At 70.9% G+C, this 22060-nt stretch carries 20 protein-coding genes and 1 tRNA gene; 11 read left to right on the top strand and 10 right to left on the bottom strand.

Annotation, left to right across the window (positions count from 1 at the left end; genetic code table 11):
* Nucleotides 1–21 precede the first annotated feature (21 nt).
* The 4 genes from ACWIF2_RS06410 to ACWIF2_RS06395 are packed head-to-tail and all read right to left on the bottom strand — an operon-like array spanning nt 22 to nt 4215.
* Nucleotides 22–1098 carry an amidohydrolase family protein gene (locus ACWIF2_RS06410; protein ID WP_454358905.1) on the bottom strand — a complete coding sequence of 359 codons (1077 nt, stop codon included), beginning with the start codon at nt 1096–1098 and terminating at the stop codon, nt 22–24.
* Nucleotides 1095–2225 (bottom strand): FAD-dependent oxidoreductase, encoded by a 1131-nt coding sequence (locus ACWIF2_RS06405; protein WP_454358904.1) that lies wholly within the window; start codon nt 2223–2225, stop codon nt 1095–1097. The genes ACWIF2_RS06410 and ACWIF2_RS06405 overlap by 4 nt, the downstream gene beginning before the upstream one ends.
* Nucleotides 2226–2248: 23 nt before the next feature.
* Nucleotides 2249–3220, bottom strand: a complete 972-nt coding sequence (locus ACWIF2_RS06400) for a cyclase family protein (protein ID WP_454358903.1) — start codon at nt 3218–3220, stop codon at nt 2249–2251.
* On the bottom strand, nt 3217–4215 hold the full coding sequence (locus ACWIF2_RS06395) for a fumarylacetoacetate hydrolase family protein (protein WP_454358902.1): 999 nt from the start codon (nt 4213–4215) through the stop codon (nt 3217–3219). Before ACWIF2_RS06395 ends, ACWIF2_RS06400 begins: the two co-directional genes overlap by 4 nt.
* 130 nt (nt 4216–4345) lie before the next feature.
* On the opposite strand from ACWIF2_RS06395, the gene ACWIF2_RS06390 reads away from it, so the two are divergent.
* The 5 genes from ACWIF2_RS06390 to ACWIF2_RS06370 all read left to right on the top strand — a co-directional run bounded on the left by ACWIF2_RS06390 (nt 4346) and on the right by ACWIF2_RS06370 (nt 8668).
* Complete coding sequence (locus tag ACWIF2_RS06390) at nt 4346–5287, top strand: LysR family transcriptional regulator (protein ID WP_454358901.1); 942 nt, start codon at nt 4346–4348, stop codon at nt 5285–5287.
* Nucleotides 5288–5585: 298 nt separating this feature from the next.
* On the top strand, nt 5586–6878 hold the full coding sequence (locus ACWIF2_RS06385; protein ID WP_454358900.1) for an MFS transporter: 1293 nt from the start codon (nt 5586–5588) through the stop codon (nt 6876–6878).
* An 874-nt stretch (nt 6879–7752) separates the two neighbouring features.
* Entirely contained in the window at nt 7753–8025 is a 273-nt protein-coding gene (locus ACWIF2_RS06380; RefSeq protein ID WP_454358899.1) for a hypothetical protein, read from the top strand.
* Nucleotides 8022–8450 carry a PIN domain-containing protein gene (locus tag ACWIF2_RS06375; protein ID WP_454358898.1) on the top strand — a complete coding sequence of 143 codons (429 nt, stop codon included), beginning with the start codon at nt 8022–8024 and terminating at the stop codon, nt 8448–8450. The genes ACWIF2_RS06380 and ACWIF2_RS06375 overlap by 4 nt, the downstream gene beginning before the upstream one ends.
* A gap of 95 nt (nt 8451–8545) precedes the next feature.
* On the top strand, nt 8546–8668 hold the full coding sequence (locus tag ACWIF2_RS06370; protein ID WP_454358897.1) for a hypothetical protein: 123 nt from the start codon (nt 8546–8548) through the stop codon (nt 8666–8668).
* 122 nt (nt 8669–8790) lie between these two features.
* On the opposite strand, the gene ACWIF2_RS06365 is transcribed toward ACWIF2_RS06370, so the two are convergent.
* From ACWIF2_RS06365 to ACWIF2_RS06355, 3 genes are all read right to left on the bottom strand, one after another.
* Nucleotides 8791–8863 (bottom strand) — tRNA-Arg (locus tag ACWIF2_RS06365).
* Between the two features lie 96 nt (nt 8864–8959).
* Entirely contained in the window at nt 8960–10747 is a 1788-nt protein-coding gene (locus ACWIF2_RS06360; protein WP_454358896.1) for an IclR family transcriptional regulator domain-containing protein, read from the bottom strand.
* Between the two features lie 96 nt (nt 10748–10843).
* A complete protein-coding gene (locus tag ACWIF2_RS06355; RefSeq protein ID WP_454358895.1) occupies nt 10844–12088 on the bottom strand; it encodes a M6 family metalloprotease domain-containing protein in 1245 nt (414 codons plus the stop codon).
* 572 nt (nt 12089–12660) lie between these two features.
* Between ACWIF2_RS06355 and ACWIF2_RS06350 the strand changes: the two genes are divergently transcribed.
* Both ACWIF2_RS06350 and ACWIF2_RS06345 read left to right on the top strand, forming a co-directional pair.
* Complete coding sequence (locus tag ACWIF2_RS06350; protein WP_454358894.1) at nt 12661–13305, top strand: TetR/AcrR family transcriptional regulator; 645 nt, start codon at nt 12661–12663, stop codon at nt 13303–13305.
* Between the two features lie 144 nt (nt 13306–13449).
* Nucleotides 13450–14991 (top strand): MFS transporter, encoded by a 1542-nt coding sequence (locus tag ACWIF2_RS06345; RefSeq protein ID WP_454358893.1) that lies wholly within the window; start codon nt 13450–13452, stop codon nt 14989–14991.
* Nucleotides 14992–15080: 89 nt separating this feature from the next.
* Here ACWIF2_RS06345 and ACWIF2_RS06340 read toward each other — a convergent pair whose 3' ends face one another.
* Nucleotides 15081–15614 carry a MarR family winged helix-turn-helix transcriptional regulator gene (locus ACWIF2_RS06340; RefSeq protein WP_454358892.1) on the bottom strand — a complete coding sequence of 178 codons (534 nt, stop codon included), beginning with the start codon at nt 15612–15614 and terminating at the stop codon, nt 15081–15083.
* 88 nt (nt 15615–15702) lie between these two features.
* Between ACWIF2_RS06340 and ACWIF2_RS06335 the strand changes: the two genes are divergently transcribed.
* Nucleotides 15703–16488, top strand: coding sequence for a dioxygenase family protein (locus ACWIF2_RS06335; RefSeq protein ID WP_454358891.1), 786 nt, complete (start codon nt 15703–15705; stop codon nt 16486–16488).
* An 8-nt stretch (nt 16489–16496) separates the two neighbouring features.
* Here the strand turns inward: ACWIF2_RS06335 and ACWIF2_RS06330 are convergent, their stop codons facing one another.
* Complete coding sequence (locus ACWIF2_RS06330; RefSeq protein WP_454358890.1) at nt 16497–17045, bottom strand: N-acetyltransferase family protein; 549 nt, start codon at nt 17043–17045, stop codon at nt 16497–16499.
* A 193-nt stretch (nt 17046–17238) separates the two neighbouring features.
* On the opposite strand from ACWIF2_RS06330, the gene ACWIF2_RS06325 reads away from it, so the two are divergent.
* Both ACWIF2_RS06325 and ACWIF2_RS06320 read left to right on the top strand, forming a co-directional pair.
* On the top strand, nt 17239–18237 hold the full coding sequence (locus ACWIF2_RS06325; RefSeq protein WP_454358889.1) for a sigma-70 family RNA polymerase sigma factor: 999 nt from the start codon (nt 17239–17241) through the stop codon (nt 18235–18237).
* A gap of 375 nt (nt 18238–18612) precedes the next feature.
* Complete coding sequence (locus ACWIF2_RS06320; protein ID WP_454358888.1) at nt 18613–19278, top strand: TetR/AcrR family transcriptional regulator; 666 nt, start codon at nt 18613–18615, stop codon at nt 19276–19278.
* Nucleotides 19279–19448: 170 nt separating this feature from the next.
* Here the strand turns inward: ACWIF2_RS06320 and ACWIF2_RS06315 are convergent, their stop codons facing one another.
* The gene (locus tag ACWIF2_RS06315; RefSeq protein WP_454358887.1) at nt 19449–20435 is read right to left on the bottom strand and encodes a helix-turn-helix transcriptional regulator; all 987 of its coding nucleotides are present in this window, start codon (nt 20433–20435) and stop codon (nt 19449–19451) included.
* 62 nt (nt 20436–20497) lie between these two features.
* On the opposite strand from ACWIF2_RS06315, the gene ACWIF2_RS06310 reads away from it, so the two are divergent.
* Nucleotides 20498–22006: an MFS transporter gene (locus tag ACWIF2_RS06310; protein ID WP_454358886.1), complete on the top strand. Its 1509-nt coding sequence runs from the start codon at nt 20498–20500 to the stop codon at nt 22004–22006.
* The last annotated feature ends 54 nt before the right edge of the window (nt 22007–22060 follow it).

The raw sequence follows: 22060 nt of genomic DNA, 5'->3' as shown, positions 1-22060 counted from the left end.
GGCTTTCCTTCTGTGTGGGGGTCAGGTGAGGCGCAGCAGCGTTGTCGCGTTGCCGCCGCGCACGGCGTGGAAGTCGTCGTCGGGCAGGCGTGCGGCGCGCAGTGCGCCGACGGGGTCGTCGGTGCCCATGTCGAAGGGGAAGTCGGAGCCGAGCAGCACCCGGTCCGCGCCGACCGCGCCGATCAGGGCCCGCAGTACCTGCGGGTCGTGGACCAGCGAGTCGAAGTACAGGCGCTTGAGGTAGCTGCTGGGCAGGTGGGCGCAGCCCGCGCCCGCGTCGGAGCGGGCCGACCAGGCGTGATCGGAGCGGCCGATGTGGGTGGGCAGATAGCCGCCCCCGTGCGCGGCGATGATCTTCAGCTCCGGGTGCCGGTCCAGCACCCCGGAGAAGATCAGGTGCGAGAGCGCGACGGCGTTCTCGGTGGGCTGGCCGACGGTGTTGGACAGGTACCACTGGTCGAGGCGCTCGTCGAGGGTGCAGCCGAAGGGGTGCAGGAAGAGGAGCGCGCCCGTCTCCTCGGCCCGGGTCCAGAAGGGTTCGTACGCCGGATCGGACAGCTCCCGGCCCGGCGCGTGCGAGGAGATCTCGACACCCGACAGGCCCATACCCATGGCGAGTTCGAGCGCGCGCACCGCCGATTCCGGGTGCTGCAGGGGGACGAGGCCCAGACCGTGCAGCCGACCGGGCGCCTGGGAGCAGTGGGCGGCCGTCGCCTCGTTGGCCAGGCGGTAGACCTTCTCCGCCGTCTCCTCGTCCGCCCAGTAGTGGTAGTGCGACGGCGACGGGCTGACCAGCTGGACGTCCACGCCCTGCGCGTCCATCGCGGCCAGTCGTACGGCGACGTCCGTCAGCCTCGGGATGCGCTCGGCGACCATGGGGCCGCTGACGGCCAGGGCCGCGGGCCCGTTGCGGCGGGCGTCGAGAGCCTTGGCTTGTACCAGGCCCGGCAGGTCGGCCACCAGGGCCTCGACCTCCGGGATCAGGACGTGCGCGTGTACGTCGACGGTCGGCGAAGGGCGCGCGTCCTTGCTCGACGAGGGGCGGGGATCGCGCTGGGGGCGGCTCCCGGCGGTGGCTGGGGGTGGGTGGGCCGTCACGGCAGTTCCTTGAGGGCGGTCATGGTGCGGCCGATCAGTCCGGGCACATCCGCGTCGTGCACCTGGTCCAGCTGCCACTGGCAAAGCTGGACGGACGCCTCGACGACGGCCCGGACGCGCGGGACGCGTCGGTCGTAGTACGCCTGGAAGAGGGCGTCGTCCCATGCGCGCCCGCTCGTGAGCAGTTCCGCCAGGACGGAGGCGTCCTCCAAGGACATCGCCGCGCCCTGGGCGAAGGTGGGCGGGCAGCAGTGAGCGGCGTCCCCGACAAGGACGACCCGGCCGCGGTGCCAGGAGCCCTCGACCAGATGCCGGTCGAACCACGTGTAGTTGACCTTCGCCGGGTCCGTGATGTGCTTGGTGATCTCGGGCCAGGCACCGCCGTACTGCTCGGCCAGCCGGCGCATCTCGTCCGCGTAGGTGGCCGGGTCGATGGAGTTGCGGTCCCGGTTGGCCTCGACGACGTAGGCGTAGAGGGTGTTCTCGCCGGTGGGGGTGTAGCCCGCGATGTAGGCGGGGCCACCGAAGGTGAGGTCCGAGCGGGTGACGCTCTCGGGGCGCGGGGCGGGGGCGCGCCAGATGGCCATGCCGACGGGCTCGGGACGGTCGCTGATGCCGATCGCGGCGCGGGTCGCGGAGTTCAGGCCGTCGGCGGCGATCACCAGGTCGTAGCGGCCCTCGGTGCCGTCGCTGAACCGGACGGAGACACCGTCGGCGTCCTGCTCCGGGGTCTCGGCGGTGGTGCCCAGGCGTACGGTGGCACCTGTCGCGCGGACGGCGTCGATGAGAATCTGCTGAAGTTGCGGCCGCCGCATGCCGAGGGTGGCGGGCAGGTCGTCACCGCCGGACTTGATGTCCTCCTTGACGAACAGCAGGGTGCCGTCGGGGGCGGTCACCCCCAGCGAGCCGTAGGCGAACCCCGATGCTTCCACCTGCTCCCACACGCCCAGCTCGCGCAGGACACGCAGGGCGTTGCCCTGGAGGGTGATGCCGGAGCCGGTGGTGGCGTTCCAGTCGGGTCTGGCCTCGATCAGGTCGACCAAGAGGCCGGCCCGGCGCAGCAGGATGGTGATGGCGTTGCCGGAGGGGCCGCCGCCTATGACGAGGACCGTGCGGGGTGTGGTCATGGGGAACTCCCTTGTTCCGCCGCTTACTTGACGGCAATCGGATTGACGGGGGAGCCCACGGCTCCGGTGATGGGCAGGGGCGCGGCGGTGAGCCAGAACTCGTACACGCCGTCGCGGGCGCAGTCGTCCGCGAGAGCGTCGGGGTCCCACATCTCGCCGATCAGCAGGCCCATGTTGGGGATGGCGACCTGGTGCAGCGGCTGGAAGGCGCCGTCGAACTCGTTCGGCCGTACCTCGAAGCCCCACGTGTCGGTGGCGATCGCGGCGATCTCGCTCGCGTGCAGCCAGCCGGCGGTGGCGAAGGACAGACCGGGAGAGTCTCCGCCCGCGTAGTCGCCCCAGCCGTCGCGGCGGGCGCGCGTCAGCCGCCCGGTCCGGACGACGACGAGGTCACCGCGTCCGACGGCCACGCCGTGCGCCTCGGCCGTCGCGGTCAGGTGTTCCTCGGTGATCGCGAAACCGTCCGGCAGTTCCCCGCGTTCGTCGCCGATCACCCGGCCGACGTCGAGGAGGACTCCGCGCCCGGCGACGTACGGGGCCATGTGCTCGATGCCGGTGACCAGATCGCCGTCCGAGGTGACGGTCTTCGCGGCGTCGCGTCCGTTCCACGCCTTGCCGTGGTCGAAGATGTGCCCGAGCCCGTCCCACTGGGTGGAGCACTGCAGGGGCATCGTGATCACGTCGTCGGCGCCGCCGATGCCGTGCGGGAAGCCCTGGTTGCCGAGGGCCGCGTCCGTGCCCGTGTCCAGCATGGTGTGGACGGGGTTGGTGCGGCGGCGCCAGCCCTTCTGCGGTCCGTTCATGTCGAACCGCTGCGACAGCGAGAAACTCACGCCCCGGCGGACCAGCGCCGCACCCTCGAGGCGCTTGGCCTCGTCAAGGAAGTTCAGTGTGCCGAGCACATCGTCCTCGCCCCAACGCCTCCAGTTGGAACACCGCTTGGCGGCCTCGGCGATCGCGCCCTCGGCGTCCGTGGGGTCGAGCGAGGCCGTCATGACACGGTCCCCTCGGCGACGCAGCGGGTGCGCTGCGCGCCCAGACCCGTGATGGAGCCCTCCATGACGTCGCCGTCGCGCAGCAGCCGTCCCCAGTGCATGCCGTTGCCGGCCGGGCTGCCGGTGAGCACCAGGTCGCCGGGCAGGAGCCGGGAGGTCTGGGAGATGTACGACACCAGCCGGGCGATGCCGAAGAGCATGTCCTTGGTGGGCTCGTCCTGCATGGTCTCGCCGTTGAGCTTCAGCGTGACGCGCAGGTCACCCGGGTCGGCGATCGACTCGGCGGGCACGATCCACGGGCCGAGCGGGGTGAAGCCGGGGGCGTTCTTGCAGCGCAGCCAGTCGGTGCCGATGGCCTTCATGTCGCGGCGGAAGACGGTGGCGCGGTCGGTGAGGTCGTTGGCGATGGTGTAGCCGGCCACGTACTCCAGGGCCTCCTCGACCGTCACCCGGTAGGCGGGCCTGGCGATGACGGCCGCCAACTCCAGCTCCCAGTCCGGCTGTTCGGCCCAGTCCGGGAGTACGACGTCGTCGAAGGGGCCGGTGATCGCGCTCGGCAGGCCGATGAACACGTACGGCAGGTCCTCGGCCGCCCGCCGGTCCATGACCGCGGCGATCTCCGCGCGCGCCTCCTCGACCGTGCGGGGGTCGTCGGGGGAGCGGTGGGCGACCTCCAGGTCGATCACGTGCTGCCGGTAGTTGGCGCCGGACTGGAAGACCTGGCGGGGCTCGACCGGCGTGTGCGCCCGCAGGCGCTCCAACGGTCGCCAGTCGGCCGTCTCGTCGGCCGCGAGCCCGTGCAGGCGAGGGAGCATCTCGTCCCAGCGCTCGATGATCGCCCGGGTCGTCAGGGTCGGCTCTCCGAGGGCTGTGCGAAGATCCAGCACGCGCCCCCCGGAGATCACAAGACCGGGGAAAGGTGCCTGGTCAGAGGCGGAGAGGACGCCAAGGGCGAAGGGTCCGGAGAAGGACGCGGAAGCGGCTGCGGGTTTCACGGGAATGTCCTCCAGATTGCGGTGGGACCAATGTGACCCTCACCGCGTAATCTGGGAAATAGATTCTTTGGATGTTGATCATCTGTCGCGCAAATGTTGCTGCCGTAAGCGGCCTCGCTCTGGAGGCGTCGTGTCCCTCTCCGGCCTCGATCTCAATCTCGTCCTGTCCCTGCGGGCCCTGCTGGAGGAGCGCAACGTCACCCGCGCCGGGCAGCGCGTCGGGCTCAGTCAGCCGGCGATGAGCGCGGCCCTGGCCCGCCTGCGCCGCCACTTCGACGACGACCTGCTCGCGCGCGTCGGCAAGCAGTACGAACTGACCGCCCTCGGCCGCGCCCTGCTGGACCGCACCTCGACCGCCTGCGACCTGCTGGAACGGGTCTTCAGCAGCAGGGCCGACTTCGCCCCGGGCAGCGAGGAGCACGAGTTCACCCTGCTCACCTCCGACTACGCCCTCGCCGTGTTCGGCGCCGAGCTCGCCCGGACCGTGCACGCCGAGGCCCCGGGAGTACGGCTGCGCTTCCAGCGGACGCCCATCGACGTCACGGAGGACACCGCACCGCTGCTCAGCACGGCCGACGGGCTGCTGATGCCGCGCGGCATCATCGGCGGTTTCCCCGCCGTCGACCTGTTCACCGACCGCTGGGCCTTCCTGGTGGCCGAGACGAACGACGAGGTCGGCGACCAGCTGACCATGGACGACCTGGCACGGCTGCCCTGGGTCATCTACCAGCGCGCCTACGACGCTCCGGCCGCCCGGCAGCTGAGCATGCTCGGTGTCGACCCCCGCGTGGAGATCTCCGTCGACAGCTTCCAGGCGCTGCCCTTCCTGGTCGCCGGCACCCGCCGGATCGCGCTGGTCCAGCAGCGCCTGGCCGAACTGCTGCGCGGCGTGGCCGCCGTACGCCTCATGGAACCGCCCTACGGGGCGGTCCCTCTCCAGGAGGCACTGTGGTGGCACCCGGTGCACACCCACGACGCGGCCCACATCTGGCTGCGCGAGACCGCGGCCCGCGTGGGAGCGGAGCTGGCCGCTTCCGAGCCCGGCCGTATCGCCACGGCCGCACCGAGATAGCGGGCCCATGCCGGCGCCTGGCATCCAAGGCCCGGATGATCCACATCTTCGATATCGATCGGATGAGGGCTAGGCAGGACCTGCCCGTTGGCCCATAGTCGTCTCAACCCGGCGCCGGAGCCGCACCATCACCCGCCGGCCGGGACCGGGCGGGCGCCCGGCGCGCCTGCCCGCCGCGACGCCCGGCAGCATCGGCTCCCCGCTCCGAACCTGCCACGGATACCGGGCGGCCCGACGGCCCGACCATGACGGCCGCACCATCCCGTCCCCCTCCCGACCCGCCACGTGGAGTTCCCGCATGCCTGCACCCGTGCCCCCGCTCCCGTCCCCGACGCCCACAGCCATCGAGGACACCCCGAGCGAGCAGGCCGTGTCCGGCCCCGGCCACCGGCTTCGCCTCACGCTGCTGATGGCTGGAAGCTGTCTGCCCATCCTGGGCGCCGTACTCATCGCCCCCGTCCTGCCGCAGATGCAGGCCCACTTCGCCGAAGTGCCGGGCGTCGACGCGCTCGTCCCCGTGGCCCTGACCATCCCCGCCCTCTCCCTGGCGCTGCTGGCCCCCTTCGCCGGCGTCATCGTCGACCGGCTCGGCCGCAAACGCCTGCTCGTCGTCTCGACCATGCTGTACGCGATCCTCGGCACCGCCCCCCTGTGGCTGGACTCCCTCGGCGCCATCGTCGCCAGCCGCGCCCTCGTCGGTGTCGCCGAAGCGGCCATCATGACCTGCTGCACCACGCTGATCGGCGACTACTACTCCGGCCGGCAACGCGACCGCTATCTTGCGATGCAGACGATGTGCGCCTCGATCTCCGCGACGGCCTTCTTCGTGCTGGGCGGCGCGGCCGGATCGGCCGGCTGGCGCGCACCCTTCTGGGCCTACGCCGTGAGCCTGCTGCTCGCCCCCGTCATGGCCGCCTTCCTGCCCCAGCCCCGACCGGCCGACCGCGCGAACGAGCCCTCCCCCACCGCCTCGGAACCGACGGAGCAGGCGGTCAAGCGGCCCTTCCCCTGGCGTCCGCTGGCCGGCACCTGCGCGCTGACCCTCTTCGGCGCCATCCTCTTCTACACCGTCCAGGTGGAGATGGCATTCCTCCTGAGCGACGTGGGCGTCAGCAACCCCGGCGTGATCGGACTGGCCACAGCCGGCTCCAGTGCCGCGGTCGTGATCGGCGCCGTGGTCTTCGCCAAGGCCGGCCGCAGCCCGCAAGCCTGGCTGCCCACCGCCTTTGGCCTGTCCGCCCTCGGCTTCGCGGTGATCTGGCTCGCCCCCAACCCCGTCGTACTGACCGCCGGTGCGGTGATCAACTGCCTCGGCAGCGGCATCATGCTGCCGAGCCTGCTCACCCTCGCCATGTCCAAGCTCCACTACGCCGACCGCGGCCGCGGCACCGGCCTGTGGACGGGCTTCTTCTTCCTCGGCCAGTTCATCTGCCCGCTCGTGGTCCTCGCACTCACCTCCGCCGTCGGCACCCTGGCGAACGCCCTGGGCGTACTCGCCCTCGCCGGGGCCGTGGCCACCGCCGCACTCGGCCTCGCCGCCCGACGCCGCCGGACGGCCGCCCCGGAACCGATCCAGCAGACGGCGGGCTGACCACGCGGCGCCGATCCACCACGAGAACCACACACCCGTCGAGCTCGGCATCGCGGCTATCCCCGCGATGCCGATCGCCACGCGTTTCACCGGAGAAACGAAGGATGCCGAGGCCGACCCTGATCGCCACCATCCGTCCCAAACCGGGCATGACGCGCCAGGCTTTCCTGCACTACCTCCAACACGTGCACGGCTCCCTGGCCGCCGCGAACCCTCTTCGGATTCGAGGCTGACTCAGCTGCCCAATTCCATGCGGGGTGACGATGGGCGCGGAATGGTCGTCCGTGCGGCTTTTGTGCTGTCGTACGGACGTGGGGTGATGCGGGTGAGATGCGGCCGAAGGGGCTGCCGGAGGTCCCGCAGGGGAGCCTGGCAATCCGACTCTGCCCATCGACGGCACGATGCCCAGCTTGCGGCAGGCTCGCTTGAACTTCCGGGAGCAGTATGCGCTGCCCCGGCTGGTGTCTTCGCACGGCTTCCTGTGCGTCACTCCGCGCGGCACCCGGACGCCCACTGGGTGGCCCATGCGCGTCGGTAGCCGTTTCCGTACCACCGGGTGGATGTGGCGGAAACGTAGCCCGTAGGCAGTTTGGTCTGGGAAAACACCCCTGAGTAGTTCTCGCGTGTTCGCGGGGTTTCCCGGCCTCATGTCTGCTGAATCCGTTCCGGTTGGCCACTGGGTTGGGTGTGGGTGCCCGATGCGGAGCCTCATCGACGAGGACGACCGGGCGCACTCCGTAAGAACTGCCGCTGTCGCTCGGCGGGCAGGCTGACGGATGCCCCGCTCTCGTCCCAAAGCTGTGAGCGAGCAGGCGGGAACCCGTAGCCTGGGGCCAGCAGCAGTACGCAGCCTGTTCAAGCGGAAGGGATGACGATGACCACAGCCCCGGGCGGCGTGCCTCACCCGGCGCCCCCGTCGTCGCACCCGCTGCGGACCATCCGTGACATCCGGGAGTCCCTGCCTGAGGATCAACGCAAGCACTTTGACGCAGAGCTTGCCGACACGGAGATCGAGGCCCTGCCCGAAATGCTGCACCGCTGGGTGGCACTGAGCAACGACGGCTTCGAGGAGTTCCTGCTCTCCCAGCCCTTCGAGGGGCTGGACTTCGGCGCCCGCTCCTACGACGAGCAGACGGACGCCGAGTGATCTACCTGTTCGACACCAACGTCGTCGCCGAACTCACGACCCGGGCGAAGCCCGACCCCCGCGTCCTGTCCTGGTTCAGGTCCACGGCCCGACCCAACCGCTTCCTGAGCGTGATCACCGTGGCCGAGATCGAGGCCGGCGTTGCCGCCACCCCGGATCCCGTACGGCAGGCCCGCTACGCCCAAGCTCTCGCTGTGGTACGGCACGAGTACCGTGACCGCATCGCGCCGATCGGCGAGCCGGAAGCGGCCGCCTACCTCACGATCCACAAGACGCTCAAGGCCGCCGGCACCAGCATTGACCCACCGGACGCTCTGATCGCCGCCACCGCCCTGGCCAACGGCTGGACGGTGGCCACACGCAACATCAAGCACATGGCCCGAACCGGCGCTCCGGTGGTCAATCCGTGGGAGCAGCAACTGTAGGTGGCCGCAGCGTCGCGTCGGTCCCCCGACGACGAGGAAGTGGTCACCTGCACCGGAGATCTCGCCTCCCTCCTGGCGGCGCTGGCTGTGGCCAGGTGAGGGAGAAGCGCGCGGCCTCCGGCGACGCCGGGTCTGTTGTCGCCCCGTCCTCCGGCGCCGATGAGCAGGCGCTCGTCCGCCCGCTGATCCGCGTGGTGTGGTCGAGGGAGACGGCGTAGCGGAGGGCCGCGTCCCCGCTGGATCCGCCGTGTCCCCGATCTGTCCCCGCACACATGAGAACACCCCCTCGGGAGATCACTTCCGAGGGGGTGTTCGACGCTCTGTGCCTGGTCAGGCACTGTGCCCCCGGCAGGATTCGAACCTGCGACACCCGCTTTAGGAGAGCGGTGCTCTATCCCCTGAGCTACGAAGGCGAAGGCAGTGGCAGCGGACGCAAGCAGCGGCGTGCCTGTGGTCTGGGGGGACCACTTGCGTCAGCGTACCGGATACGGGTCGGGTGGGTGTGGGGGTCAGGTCAGGGGGACGTGGGTGAAGCGGGCGGCGGTGTGGAGGTCCGACTCGATGCGGGTGGCTGTGGTCGTCAGTTCGGGGAGGAGGTCCGTCACGCACTCCCGGAGGGTGTGGCGGCTCGCGTGCATCGCTGTGTTCAGGGCGGACACGACTCGTCCGGAACGGTCGCGGATCGGGACCGCGATGGAGCGGAGGCCCTCTTCCAGTTCCTCGTCCACCAAGGCGTAGCCCTGGGAGCGGACCGAGGTCAGGGTGTCCGTGGTCGTGGCTCTGTCCGACAGCAGGACTCGGCCCAGAGCCGTCGCGTGCGCCGGCAGGCGGGTGCCCAGGGTGATGTTCACGCTCATCACCCGGCCCGTCGCCACCCGCGCCGTGTACTGGATCTCCTCGCCCGAGTCCGAGAGCACCGCCAATGACGTCGACTCGTGGATGCGGGACGTCAGGTCGGAGAGGTGGGGGTGGGCAATGTCGGGGAGGGTTGTGCGGGAGAGGGGCGGGAAGCCCAGGGAGAGGACCCGGGGGGTCAGGGCGAAGGTGCGGTTGCCTGTGGACGTCACCAGGTCCAGGTGTTCGTAGGTGATCAGTGCGCGGCGGGCCGTCGCCCGGGCCAGGCCCGTGGCCTGGGCCACCTCCGTGAGTGTCAGCTCCGGCCTGCCCTCGCCGAAGGCCGTGAGCACCGTCAGGCCCCGCGCCAGGGATTCGATGAAGTCGCGGCCGAGTCGCTGTTTCGACGCGCCCGTCCAGAGCGCCAGGTCCGACGGCGGTGTGCCGGGGGGCGGGGGTGGAGTGCGCTCCAACTCCTGCTCCATCCGCTTCACCGCCGCCCGCAACCTCGGCAGCAGGGTGGTGCGCAGGCTGTGTGCCGTGTGGCGGCTTGTGTGGCTGACCACGCTGGCCACGCATACCGGAGGCTGGTGGGCGGCGGTCGTGGCGGCGGTCGTGGCGGCGGTTGTGTGAGGAGAGCGGACCGGGACCGAGACCGCCACCAGGCCCGGTTCGATCAGCTGGTCGTCCACGGCCCAGCCGTTCGCGGCCGCCTCCCGCGTGCGGCTCATGAACGTCTCGTCGTCTCTCGCGTCCGCCCCGTACTTCCGCGGTGGTACGGCCGTGAAGGAGAGGTCCCTCGGGTCCGCCGCCCGGCGTTCGCGCCAGCGTTGCCAGTCGGTGGCCGTCCACTCCGTCGCGAACAGGGGGCCGGGGGCGGTGCGTTCGGCGGGGAGCAGGTCGCCGATGCGGAAGCTCAGGGACATCGCGCGGCGGCGGGTCGCCTGGTGGATGAAGCGGATGCCGTCGCGGTCGGCGACCGCCAGGGACACCGACTCGTCCAGTTCGTCGGCCAGGGCGTCCGCCCGGGAAGCGAGCAGGGCGGGGAGGCGCAGAGCGGCGAGGTAGGCGTTGCCCAGTTCCATCAGGCGGGGGGAGAGATGTACGTCCCGGCCGTCCACGCGGACGTAGCCCATGCGGGCGAGCGTGGCCGTGATGCGGTCGATCGTGGAGCGGGCGAGGCGGGTGGCCCGTTCCAGGCCGCTCAGGCTCAGCGTGCCGTCCGCCTCGGTCAGCTCCCGCAGCACGGCGATGCCGCGTATCAGCGGCGTGACCGCTTCGTCCGGTGTGGTCGAGCCCCGGGCTTGTGTGGCCGTGCCGCCGACCTCTGCCGCAGCTACGCCGACCTCTGCCGCAGCCACGCGGGCCTCTGCCGCAGCCTCCTCGGCCGGCGTCCCGGCGTCATTCACCGGCGCCCCGTTCTCGTCTGCCGAGGGGGCGGACCCCTCGGGGTCGTCGCTCATGGGTGGCTTCGCTGGCATCGGCTCTCCGGTACGGCGGTCGCGGCAGGCCTTACGGTAATCCGGAGTCCGGGACGGGTTCCCGCTGGCGTCGAACCCCTACCCCCTCGTCACGCGCACCCGATACCCGCCCTCACCCCCACCTCCCCCCTCCAGGTCCACCCCCGCCACCTCGATCTCCACTCCCTTGCGCGGATCCCGGAACGTCTCCCCGGGCGTGAACGGCGCGTCCGACAGTTCCGCGTGGACGTTCGGCGCGTGGGTGCAGCCGCCGCTGTCGCGGCGGGAGTCGTGGACGGTGACCGGGCCCATGCCCGTGTCCACCTTCGCGTCGACCTTGTAGATCAGGACGCCCGGGCGGCACACGGTCTCGTCGTTGCCCGCGCGGGTGCGCAGCTCCACGGCGTAGCCGGTTCCGCTGTCCAGGGGGAGGACGACCAGCTTGGAGCCGCCGGCGCTGGCCAGCGGGGTCAGGGTGTACTCCGTGGTGCCTGGGGTCGCCACACAGTGGACCTGCGTCGCGTCCAGCCAGCCCAGCTTCCACTTGTGCCAGCCGAGGAAGTCGTTGTTGGCGCCCCAGTCCTCGCTCATGATGTCCCAGTGGCCGACCGCGCCCCCGCCCTCGGCGGTGTACAGGTCGGGCAGGCCGAAGACATGGCCGTTCTCGTGGGGGAGTACGCGGTAGCCGTTGCGGTCGTAGGAGCCGGAACCGTCGTCCTGGCGGGAGTAGACGAACGAGGCGTTGGCCACGGGGGTGCCGTCGGCCGTCGGGGCCTCGGGGTTGCCGGCGAAGGTGACGGACAGGACCGTGTCGAGGGCGGAGGGGCCGGCGTTCGGGGTGACCAGCACGTTCACCAGGTCGTACGCGCGGAAGTCCACCTTGGGGTCGGCTGCGGCCACGAGATCCTGGACCAGCGTGCGGTAGCCGGGGTCGAAGGGGGCGCCGCGCTCTATGCCGTACTCGCGGAAGGACTTCGGCATCCGCAGCCACTGCGGGATCGGGGTCTCGGGGCGGTAGTCGAGACGGCCGTAGGAACTGGTGCGGAACCACTCGCGGGTCTGCGGGAAGAACTCCCGGAAGCGGTCCATGGCGTCGCCGTCGCCGGGGGCGTCGGAGAAGTCGATCATCAGGGTGAGGGCGCGGACGGTGCCGGTGGAGCGGGAGTAGCCGTCGGAGGTGGGGATGCCCTCGGACATCTGGACCTCGCGGCCGCCGCGGATCAGGCAGGGCGCGTGCGAGGAGGTGCGGGACAGGGCGATCGGGCCGGCTCCGGCCGTCGTGGCACCCGGGGCGAGGTGGCCCGTGCCGGCCGAGGTGCTGACCGAGAAGGTCAGGGCGGTCACACAGGCCAGGGCCGCCAGACGGCGCCGGGGTATCCGACGGCGGGGTGGCGGCGTACGGCCTGAGCCGATCGACTCCCTTCGGCCTGAGCCGTCGTCCGACTCTCTACGGCCCGACCCATCCGACCCCCTACGGCCCGACCCATCCGCCCCCCTACGGCCGGACCCACCCCGCCGCGTACCCCCCGACCCAGCCGGCCACCCAACCCCCGAGCCCGGATGCCGCGTACGGCCCGGGCCGTGCGACCCCGCCGCGCCCGGCCGGGGTCGCTGAGGCTGCGGCTGCATGCAGGGGACCTCCCGCGCCACGGCAGCCGCCGGTCTCCGGCTGCACCCTTTCGCTCACCCTCCGTTGCGGGGGATGGGGGCGCGCGCTGGAGGAGACCGATCGTGGGTTTCCCGCCAGTAGTGCTCTGGCAGAGTCCGGGACCCTTGTGAGCCAGGTCACAAAGAAAAAATCCCAGCTACGGGAAATACCGGGGACCCAGTCCCCGTTTAGCCATGTGTCAGAGCGAAACGGGGACCCGCTCCCCGGATCGCGAACACCACACACCTCATCCATCCAGGAGTACGCCGTGCAGACCGCCACCCCCGAACAGCGCAAGGCGCCCCGGCCTCGCGCCGACGCCCTGCGCAACCGGGAGCGGATCGTCACCGCCGCCCGGGAGATGTTCGTCGAGCACGGCCCCGAGGTGCCGCTCGACGAGGTCGCTCGCCGGGCCGGCGTCGGCAACGCCACGGTGTACCGCAACTTCCCTGACCGCGACGCGCTGGTCCGCGAGGTCGTCTGCTCCGTCATGGACCGTACGGCCGCCGCGGCCGAGCTCGCGCTCGCCGAGACCGGCGACGCGTTCGAGGCGCTGGAGCGCTTCGTGCACGCCGCCGCGGACGAGCGGATCAGCGCACTGTGCCCGATGGTCTCCAGCACGTTCGACAAGCACCACCCGGATCTGGAAGCCGCGCGCGAACGGGTCGAGAGCCAGGTCGCCGAGGTCATGGACCGGGCCAGGGCCGCCGGGCAGCTCCGCTCCGACGTGGACGTCGGAGACGTCATGATCGCCGTGGCACAGCTCAGCCGGCCCCCGGCCGGGACGGACTGCTTCCGTGCCGACCCCTTCGTCCACCGCCATCTTCAGCTGTTCCTGGACGGGCTGCGGGCTCCCGCTCGCTCCGTTCTGCCGGGCACGGCCGTGACCCTGGAGGATCTGCGCCAGCCCTGACCGATTAGTTCAGCGCGTCCCAACCGTCTGAAGCCAAGACACAACCTCTGAGGCCAAGACGACAGTCCCTGCGGCCGTCCCCGTGGACGATCCGCTGTCTCTCGACATCTCTTTCCGTCACGAAGTCCCGAAGTGGGTACCCCCATGTCTGAAACAGCCTCAAAGGCACTCGGCAATCCGGCCGCCTCGCCGGACGCCGGCCGCTGGAAAGCGCTCGTCTTCATCGCGCTCGCCCAGCTGATGGTCGTCCTGGACGCCACCATCGTGAACATCGCCCTGCCCTCCGCCCAGCAGGACCTCGGCATCTCCGACGGCAACCGGCAGTGGGTCGTCACGGCCTACGCCCTCGCCTTCGGCGGTCTGCTCCTGTTCGGCGGCCGGATAGCCGACCTGTGGGGCCGCAAGAAGGCCTTCGTGGTCGGGCTCGGCGGCTTCGCCGCGGCCTCCGCGCTCGGCGGCGCGGCCACCAATGAGGCGATGATGTTCGGCGCCCGCGCCCTCCAGGGCGTCTTCGGTGCCCTGCTCGCGCCCGCCGCGCTCTCCCTGCTCGCCGTGATGTTCACCGACGCCAAGGAGCGCGCCAAGGCGTTCGGTATCTACGGCGCGATCGCCGGTGGCGGCGGTGCCGTCGGTCTGATCCTGGGCGGTTTCCTCACCGAGTACTTGGACTGGCGCTGGACGTTCTTCGTGAACATCCCGTTCGCCATCATCGCCGCGGCCGGTGCGTACTTCGTCATCCGTGAGCCGGAGGGCGGCCGCAACCGCTCGCCGCTCGACATTCCCGGCGTGATCCTGTCCACCCTCGGCCTGGTCGCCCTGGTCTACGGCTTCACCCGCGCCGAGTCCGACGGCTGGAGCGACTCCGTGACCGTCGGCATGTTCGTCGCCTCCGCCGTCCTGCTGCTGGCCTTCGTGCTCGTCGAGTCCAAGGTCAAGGCACCGCTGCTGCCGCTGCGCGTGGTCACCGAGCGCAACCGCGGCGGTGTCTACCTCTCCCTCGGACTCGCGATCATCGCGATGTTCGGCCTGTTCCTCTTCCTGACCTACTACCTGCAGATCGTGAAGGGGTACTCGCCGGTCAAGACCGGGTTCGCCTTCCTGCCGATGATCGCGGGCATGATCACGGGCTCGACCCAGATCGGCACCCGTCTGATGACCCGGGTCGCGCCGCGCCTGCTGATGGGCCCCGGCTTCCTGGTCGCCGCGCTCGGCATGCTGCTGCTGACGCAGCTGGAGATCGGCTCCTCGTACGCGGCCCTGCTGCTGCCGGCGATGCTGCTGCTCGGTCTCGGCATGGGTACGGCGTTCATGCCGGCCATGTCCCTGTCCACCCAGGGCGTCGAGCCCCGGGACTCCGGTGTCGCCTCCGCGATGGTCAACACCTCGCAGCAGGTGGGCGGCGCCATCGGTACGGCCCTGCTGAACACCATCGCCGCCTCGGCGACGACGTCGTACATCGCCGACCACATCGTGGGGGCGACCAGCCGGTCCCAGCAACAGCTGGTCCAGCTGGAGGGCATGGTCGAGGGCTACACGAGCGCCATCTGGTTCGCCGTCGGCATCCTCGTCGTGGCCGCCGCGATCGCCCTGACCTTCGTCAACGCGGGCCGTCCGGGCAGCTCCACGGTGACCGGCTCGGACTCCGGCGTGGACGACGAGGTGCAGATCCCGGTCGTCGCCCACTGACGACAGCTCTCGGAAGAACCCCTTCGGGCCACCCGTAGGCACGAGGAAGGGGACGCCTCGTACCTATGGATTCCAGGACCTGCCCCGGCTCAGCGGAGCCAGGGCAGGTCCGCACCCGCTTCGGCCGGCTGAAGTCCCTCGGCGACGATCCTCATGATCTCGCCGAGGGACTTCTGCTGTTCCGGGGAGAGCCGGTCGAAGACCGCCTGCCGTACGGCCTCCACATGGCCCGGGGCGGTCTGCCGCAGCACCTCGTAGCCCTGGTCCGTGAGCACGGCGAACTGGCCCCGCTTGTCGTCGGGGCAGTCCTCGCGGCGTACCCAGCCGTTCTTCTCCAGTCGCGCGATGGCGTGCGAGAGGCGGGAGCGGGTGATCTTCGCCAGCATGGCGAGCTCGGTCATCCGCAGTTGCCGCCGGGGCGCGTCGGCGAGCTTGACCAGAAGGCCGTAGTAGACGTGCGGCATGCCCGCGTCGCGCTGGAGCTGACGGTCGAGATGGTCGTCGAGGAGGGTGACGCCCTCCATGAACGAGCGCCAGACGCGCTGCTCCTCGTCGGTGAGCCAGCGCGGTTCCTGGGGCTCCTGGCCGGAGGCCGGTGTCGGTGCGGATGCGGGTGCCTTCATGTGTTCCACTCTACGTGGCCCCTCCTTGAAGATTAAACAAATGGCCCGTACAGTTTTGTCAGGGAACCATTCTGGAGGGAGTCGCAGCATGTCCGCCGCCACCCAGGAGCGCATGCCCGCTCTATACCTCAGCCACGGCGCCCCGCCGCTGGCCGACGACCCGGTCTGGCCCGGTGAACTGGCCGCCTGGTCCGCCGGGCTGCCGCGCCCCAAGGCGATCCTGATGGTCTCCGCCCACTGGGAGGAGGCCCCGCTCGCCCTCGGCGCCACCGAGACCGTCCCGCTCGTCTACGACTTCTGGGGCTTCCCCGAGCACTACTACCGGGTGAGGTACGAGGCTCCCGGCGCACCGGAGCTCGCCGAGTCGGTACGGAAGCTGCTGCGCGCCCCCGGTATGCCCGTCCAGGACGTCCCCGACCGCGGTCTCGACCACGGCGCGTACGTCCCGCTGGTCGAGATGTACCCGGAGGCCGACATTCCCGTCCTTCAGGTCTCCATGCCGACGCTCGACCCGGTCAAGCTCATGGAGATCGGCCGCAAGCTCGCCCCGCTGCGGGACGAGGGCGTGCTGATCGTCGGCTCCGGCTTCTTCACCCACAACCTGGCCGCGCTCCGGCAGGGCGGCATCCCCGGCTGGTCGGCGGAGTTCGACGACTGGGGCCGGCGGGCGCTGGAGGCGCGGGACGTGGACGCCCTGCTCGACTTCACCCGCACCTCGCCCGCGGGGCAGCTCGCCCACCCGCGCACCGAGCACTTCGCCCCGCTGTTCGTGACCATGGGCGCCGCCGACGCGGCCGGTGAGCTGGACGCGCAGAAGTCGGTGATCGACGGGTTCTGGATGGGGCTGGCCAAGCGATCGGTGCAGTTCGGCTGAAATCAACCTCAGCTGAAATCGACGTCAAGGTGCCGGGGCCACAGCGGCTTCTCGTACCAGGCCACGTCCCAGTAGCGGCCGAACTTGCGGCCGACCTCCCGGTACGTGCCGACGTACTGGAATCCGCAGCGCTCGTGCAGCCGGACGGACGCCTCGTTCGGCTGGGCGATGCCGGCGTAGGCGCGGTGCAGGTCCTCGCCGGACAGGGCCTCGAAGAGGGCCCGGTACAGGCGGGTGCCAATGCCGCGGCGGCCGGTGTGCGGGGCGACGTACACGGTCGTTTCCACCGAGGTGGCATAAGCGGGCTTCTGCCGGTAAGGGCTTGATGTGGCGTAGCCCAGAATTTCCTGTGAGTTGGTGCCCGTGGCAACCATCAGGCGGTGCGGGCCGTCTACTGGATGGGAGAGCAGCCAAGGGCGGCGCTCTTCCGGAGTGAAGATCGCGGTATCGAATGTGATCGCCGTCTCACGTACATAGTGGTTGTAGAGGGCTGTGAGAGCTTCGAGGTCGGCCTCGACTCCCGGTCTGACCTGCACCTCTGTACGTTCCGACGGCATCGTGCCTCCCCAGGTGGCCGGACAGGGTACTGCATGATCAGGAAAATCGTGGGGCGGGTTGGGAATTCTGTCCTGATTCCAGTCGTTGTTTCCATCGGATGCAGGGCACCCGAGGAGAGTCCGGAGAGTCCCGGAGACGGAGTCCAGCGTCCGAAGGACCGCCCGCTGACCTCACCATCGCAAGGGAGCACGCATGGCAACCCGTGCCGTCGCCCGTCGTAAGTCCGCCACCGGCGAGACGGCCGACGCGGCAAGCAGTGTTCGCGCCCATGGCGGCGAGATCGCCGACCGCGACCTGGTCGGCATGTACCTCGACGAAATAGCGCGCACACCACTGCTCGACGCCGCCAAGGAGGTCGAGCTGTCACAGGTCATCGAGGCGGGTGTGTTCGCGCGGCAGGTCCTCGACGGGTTCGAGGACACCAAGACCGACGCCACCCGTGACGAACTCGAGGCCCTGATAGCCGACGCCGAGCGGGCCAAGGACATCTTCATCCGCTCCAACCTCCGCCTGGTCGTCGCCGTCGCCCGCCGCTACCCCCGCAGCGGTCTGCCGCTGCTGGACCTGATCCAGGAGGGCAACGCCGGCCTGGTGCGCGCGGTCGAGAAGTTCGACTACCGCAAGGGCTTCAAGTTCTCCACGTACGCGACGTGGTGGATCCGCCAGGCCATCACCCGCTCGATAGCCGACCAGTCCCGTACGATCCGTCTGCCCGTCCACCTCGTGGAGGAGCTCGGCCGGATCCGCCGTGTGCAGCGCGAGTTCAACCGCGAGCACGGCAGGGAGCCGGAGCCCGCGGAGATCGCCGCCGAGCTCGCCTCGACACCGGAGCGGGTCACCGACGTGCTCGACTGGGCCCGCGACCCGGTCTCGCTGAACATGTCGGTGGACGACGAGGGCGAGACCCAGTTCGGCGACCTCCTGGAGGACACCTCCGCGGTGTCGCCCGAGCAGTCGGTGCTCACGCTGCTGCGCAGCGAGGAGCTCGACGACCTCATCGGCCGCCTCGACCAGCGCACGGCCTCCATCATCAAGATGCGCTACGGCATCGAGGACGGCCGGGAGCGCACGCTGACCGAGGTCGGCAAGGAGCACGGCCTGACCCGCGAGCGCATCCGGCAGATCGAGAAGCACGCGCTGCTGGAGCTGAAGAAGCTGGCGCGCAGCACCGGTTTCGACGCGGCGGCGTGACGCCTGTTTCGCACCCGGCTGCGTGATGCGTGACACCGCGTACGCCGGGTGGCGAAAGACCGCGCAAACATGGCGTTGTATCGCCGCTTAACCCGAAGGACTCGGGGAACAAGCATTTCGGGTCCACCAGTTCGGGCCCGGGGCCACACCCCCCTCGGCCCCCGAGAACCAAGTCCCGTCGCACTCCCCCCGGCGCCGGGACTCTCCCAAGGCCGGGCTTCGGCGCCCCTCCCCCCGGGCGCCGGGGTCCGGCTCTCTCTTTCTGCCGGTGCCTCGCGCACCGCGGGGTGCTTGGAGGGCGGGGCACCCCGTACCTGAACCACGGGGTGGCCCGCCAGATGGCAGATTGTGTCACATGGGCATAGCCTGCCGGGCGTGAGCAGCACCACCCCGACCCCGCCTCAAGCCGCCTCGCTGACCGAACGGCGGAAGGCCGAGACGCGGATGGAGATCGCCCGGGCGGCGGCCGGCCTCTTCGTCCGGCACGGCCTGCGCGCCACCCGCGCGGAGGACATCGCCCAGGCCGCCGGTATCGCCCCGCGCACCTTCTACCGGTACTTCGCCACCAAGGAGGAGGCCGTCGCCCCGCTCTACGCGGCCGGCGCCCAGCGCTGGGTGGCGGCGGTACGCGCCGCTCCCGCCGACGCGAGCGTGCTCCAGGCCCTGGAACAGGGCGTCCGCCACACCCTCACCCCGGGCGTCGGCGTCTCGGCGTCCTCCTGGGAGTGGGTCCGCACACTCCTGCGCCTCGCCGAGGCGAATCCGTCCCTGCGCCGGGTGTGGGCGGAGGTGTGCCAGACGTCGGAACGGATGCTGGGGGAGGTACTGGCGGAACGGACGACCGGGGCCGAGCAGAGCGACGACAACGTTGCCGCCGCGCCTGACCTGCGCTTCGCCTCGGCCGTGGCCAGCGCCGCCGTGCGCGCCGCGCTGGAGGCCTGGGCGGAAGGGGGCGGGCCGGTGGAGGGGCCGGGGAGCCCGGCGGAGCTGGCGTTGCGGAACCTGAGGGCGCTGCGGGACTTCCCGTGGGAGGCGACGTGACGCGACCGGGGTCGGACCGCGCCTGAGCGTTGGGAGCGCGTCCCGCCGGGGGCGCCTGGGTGCCGGGGGTACGCTCCGTCGGCGTGTGTCTGAGTGCCGGAGTCGTGCTCGGCCGGTCTGTGCTCGGGCGCCGGGAGTGCGTCCCGCCGGGGGGCGCCTGAGCGGCAGGGTCACGCCCCGCCCGCGCCCCCGCCCCCGCCCGCCGCCTTGCTCAACCGTGAACCCAACTCCCGTACGGCCCCCACGAGCTCATCCGGCGCATGCACCACGAAGTCGCACTCCAGCATCGCCAGCCGGAATGCCACCCACTGCACCTGGTCCCCTGTGGACCCCCGTAGCCGGCAGGTGCTGTCGTCCAACGGCTCGGGCGCGCCCAGCCAGTTCGGCAGCCGGGCGGCGACGAAGTCGGCCGGTGCGGCGAAGGTGACCTCGAAGTCGTAGGTCTGCTGCTGCCGTTGCATCGACTGCCGCAGGAACTCCGCGGCGCTCCCCGAGGGCAGTTCGCGCGGTACGAAGCGGGCGCCCGTGGCGAACGGTTCGCGCACCCGGTCGACGCGGAACGTGCGCCAGTCGTCGCGGTCGATGTCGTACGCCACGAGGTACCAGCGGCGGCCCGTCGAGACCAGCCGGTAGGGCTCCGTCAGGCGCCGCGACTCGGTGCCGTCGGCGGCCCGGTAGGCGAACCGCAGCCGCTCGTGCCCGGCCACCGTCGAGGCCATGACCGTCAGCGTCTCGGGTGCGATGCTGGGGCCGTCCCCGCTGGTCAGCGGCATGGTCGCGGCCTGCAGGGTGGTCACGCGGTGGCGCAGCCGGCCCGGCAGCACCTGCTCCAGTTTCGCCAGCGCCCGCACCGACGCCTCGTCCAGGCCCTCCACCGCGTGCCCCGCCCCGGCGCGGAGCCCGACGGCGATGGCCACGGCCTCCTCGTCGTCGAGCACCAGCGGCGGCATGGCCTTGCCGGCGACCAGCCGGTAGCCGCCGTCGGCACCCTTGGTCGCCTGCACGGGGTACCCCAGTTCGCGCAGCCGGTCGATGTCCCGCCGGACCGTGCGGCGGGAGACCCCGAGCCGGCCGGCCAACTCGCCGCCGGGCCATTCGCGGGGCGTCTGGAGGAGGGAGAGGAGCGTGAGCAGCCGCGCCGGTGTGTCCGTCGTCATACCGACGAGGATGCCGTACCACTAGGACATGATCTGACCTAATGACCCCCTAGTTTCGAAGCATGACCTCCACCGACACCACCCCTGGCACCGCAGGTGGCGGCGGCAACGACCGCCGTCGCTGGTTCGCCCTCGCCATCGTGATGACCGCCGCCTTCATGGACCTCGTCGACGTCACGATCGTCAACATCGCCATCCCGTCGATCCAGCGGGAGTCGGGCGCGTCCTTCAGCGAGATCCAGTGGATCACCGCCGGATACGCCCTCGCCTTCGCCGCCGGGCTGATCACCGGCGGACGGCTCGGCGACATCCACGGCCGCAAGCGGATCTTCCTCGTCGGCATCGGCGGCTTCACCGTCGCCTCCGCGCTGTGCGGCCTCGCGGTGAACCCGGAGATGCTGGTGGCCTCGCGGTTCCTGCAGGGCGGTATGGCGGCGCTGATGGTGCCGCAGGTGCTGTCGATCGTGCACGCGACCTTCCCGGCGCACGAGCGGGGCAAGGTGTTCGGGCTGTTCGGCGCGGTCGTCGGTCTCGGGGCGGTGTCCGGCCCGCTGCTGGGCGCGCTGCTGACGGAGTGGAACCTGTTCGGGTGGGAATGGCGCTCGATCTTCCTGATCAACCTGCCCGTGGGTGTCGCGGGCCTGATCCTCGGCAGCCGGTTCATCACCGAGTCCAAGGCGCCACGGGCCCTGAAGCTGGACCTGGTGGGTGTCGCGCTCGTGACGCTGGGCCTGCTGATGCTGATCTACCCGCTCATCCGCGGGCGTGAGCTGGGCTGGCCGCTGTGGGGGTACGTCTCGATGGCCGGCTCGCTGGTCGTCCTCGCGGCGCTGGTGGCGTACGAGAGGCGCAAGAGCGCACGGGACGGTTCCCCGCTGGTCGAGCTGTCGCTGTTCCGGGTCAAGAGCTTCGCGGCCGGGATCGCCGTGCAGACGGTCTTCGGGGTCGCGCTCGGTGTCTTCTTCCTGGTGTGGACGCTGTACATGCAGTTCGGGCTGGGCTGGAGCCCGCTCAAGGCCGGCCTGACCGGGGTTCCGTTCTCCATCGCGGTGTCGGTGGCCGCCGGGATGTCGGTGCAGAAGCTGGTCCCGCGCTTCGGACGCAAGGTGCTGCAGGGGGGCGCGCTGGTGATGGCGGCCGGGGTGCTGCTCTACATCTGGGAGTCCGGGCACTACGGCCCCGCCATCACCTCCTGGCAGATGGCGCTGCCGCTGGTCGTGATGGGCGTCGGCATGGGCCTGATCGTCGCGCCGCTGACCGACGCGATCCTCTCCGAGGTGCCGCGCGAGCACTCCGGCTCGGCCTCCGGCCTCATCAACACCGTGCAGCAGATGGGCAACGCGCTCGGGCTCGGCTTGGTGTCGGTCGTGTTCTTCGGCTCGATCAGCGACCACCTGCGCCCCGACCAGGTGGGCCCGGCCTTCGCCGACGCCTTCGAGAACGCGCTCGGCTGGGTGGCCGCGGTGATGGCCGCCATCTTCCTGCTGATGTTCGCCCTGCCGAAGCGGCCGGCGCAGCACGTGGAGGGTGAGTCGCTGCCGGCGGAGGGGAAGGAACCGGCGCTGGTCTGACAGCGGGGTTCTGCCAGCGGCTTCACGGGCCCGGCACCTCACAGGGTGCCGGGC

This window comes from Streptomyces sp. NPDC055506 (assembly GCF_053643595.1).
This window is presented reverse-complemented; position numbering and strand designations above follow the sequence as displayed.

Excerpts from the sequence above, each read along its gene's own strand:
- ACWIF2_RS06330 (WP_454358890.1), bottom strand. The coding sequence starts at position 17,045 with ATGCCGTCGGAACGTACAGAGGTGCAGGTCAGACCGGGAGTCGAGGCC.
- ACWIF2_RS06340 (WP_454358892.1), bottom strand. The coding sequence starts at position 15,614 with ATGAAGGCACCCGCATCCGCACCGACACCGGCCTCCGGCCAGGAGCCC.
- ACWIF2_RS06315 (WP_454358887.1), bottom strand. The coding sequence starts at position 20,435 with ATGACGACGGACACACCGGCGCGGCTGCTCACGCTCCTCTCCCTCCTC.
- ACWIF2_RS06360 (WP_454358896.1), bottom strand. The coding sequence starts at position 10,747 with ATGAGCGACGACCCCGAGGGGTCCGCCCCCTCGGCAGACGAGAACGGG.
- ACWIF2_RS06400 (WP_454358903.1), bottom strand. The coding sequence starts at position 3,220 with ATGACGGCCTCGCTCGACCCCACGGACGCCGAGGGCGCGATCGCCGAG.
- ACWIF2_RS06380 (WP_454358899.1), top strand. The coding sequence starts at position 7,753 with ATGACCACAGCCCCGGGCGGCGTGCCTCACCCGGCGCCCCCGTCGTCG.
- ACWIF2_RS06335 (WP_454358891.1), top strand. The coding sequence starts at position 15,703 with ATGTCCGCCGCCACCCAGGAGCGCATGCCCGCTCTATACCTCAGCCAC.
- ACWIF2_RS06385 (WP_454358900.1), top strand. The coding sequence starts at position 5,586 with ATGCCTGCACCCGTGCCCCCGCTCCCGTCCCCGACGCCCACAGCCATC.
- ACWIF2_RS06345 (WP_454358893.1), top strand. The coding sequence starts at position 13,450 with ATGTCTGAAACAGCCTCAAAGGCACTCGGCAATCCGGCCGCCTCGCCG.
- ACWIF2_RS06405 (WP_454358904.1), bottom strand. The coding sequence starts at position 2,225 with ATGACCACACCCCGCACGGTCCTCGTCATAGGCGGCGGCCCCTCCGGC.
- ACWIF2_RS06310 (WP_454358886.1), top strand. The coding sequence starts at position 20,498 with ATGACCTCCACCGACACCACCCCTGGCACCGCAGGTGGCGGCGGCAAC.
- ACWIF2_RS06325 (WP_454358889.1), top strand. The coding sequence starts at position 17,239 with ATGGCAACCCGTGCCGTCGCCCGTCGTAAGTCCGCCACCGGCGAGACG.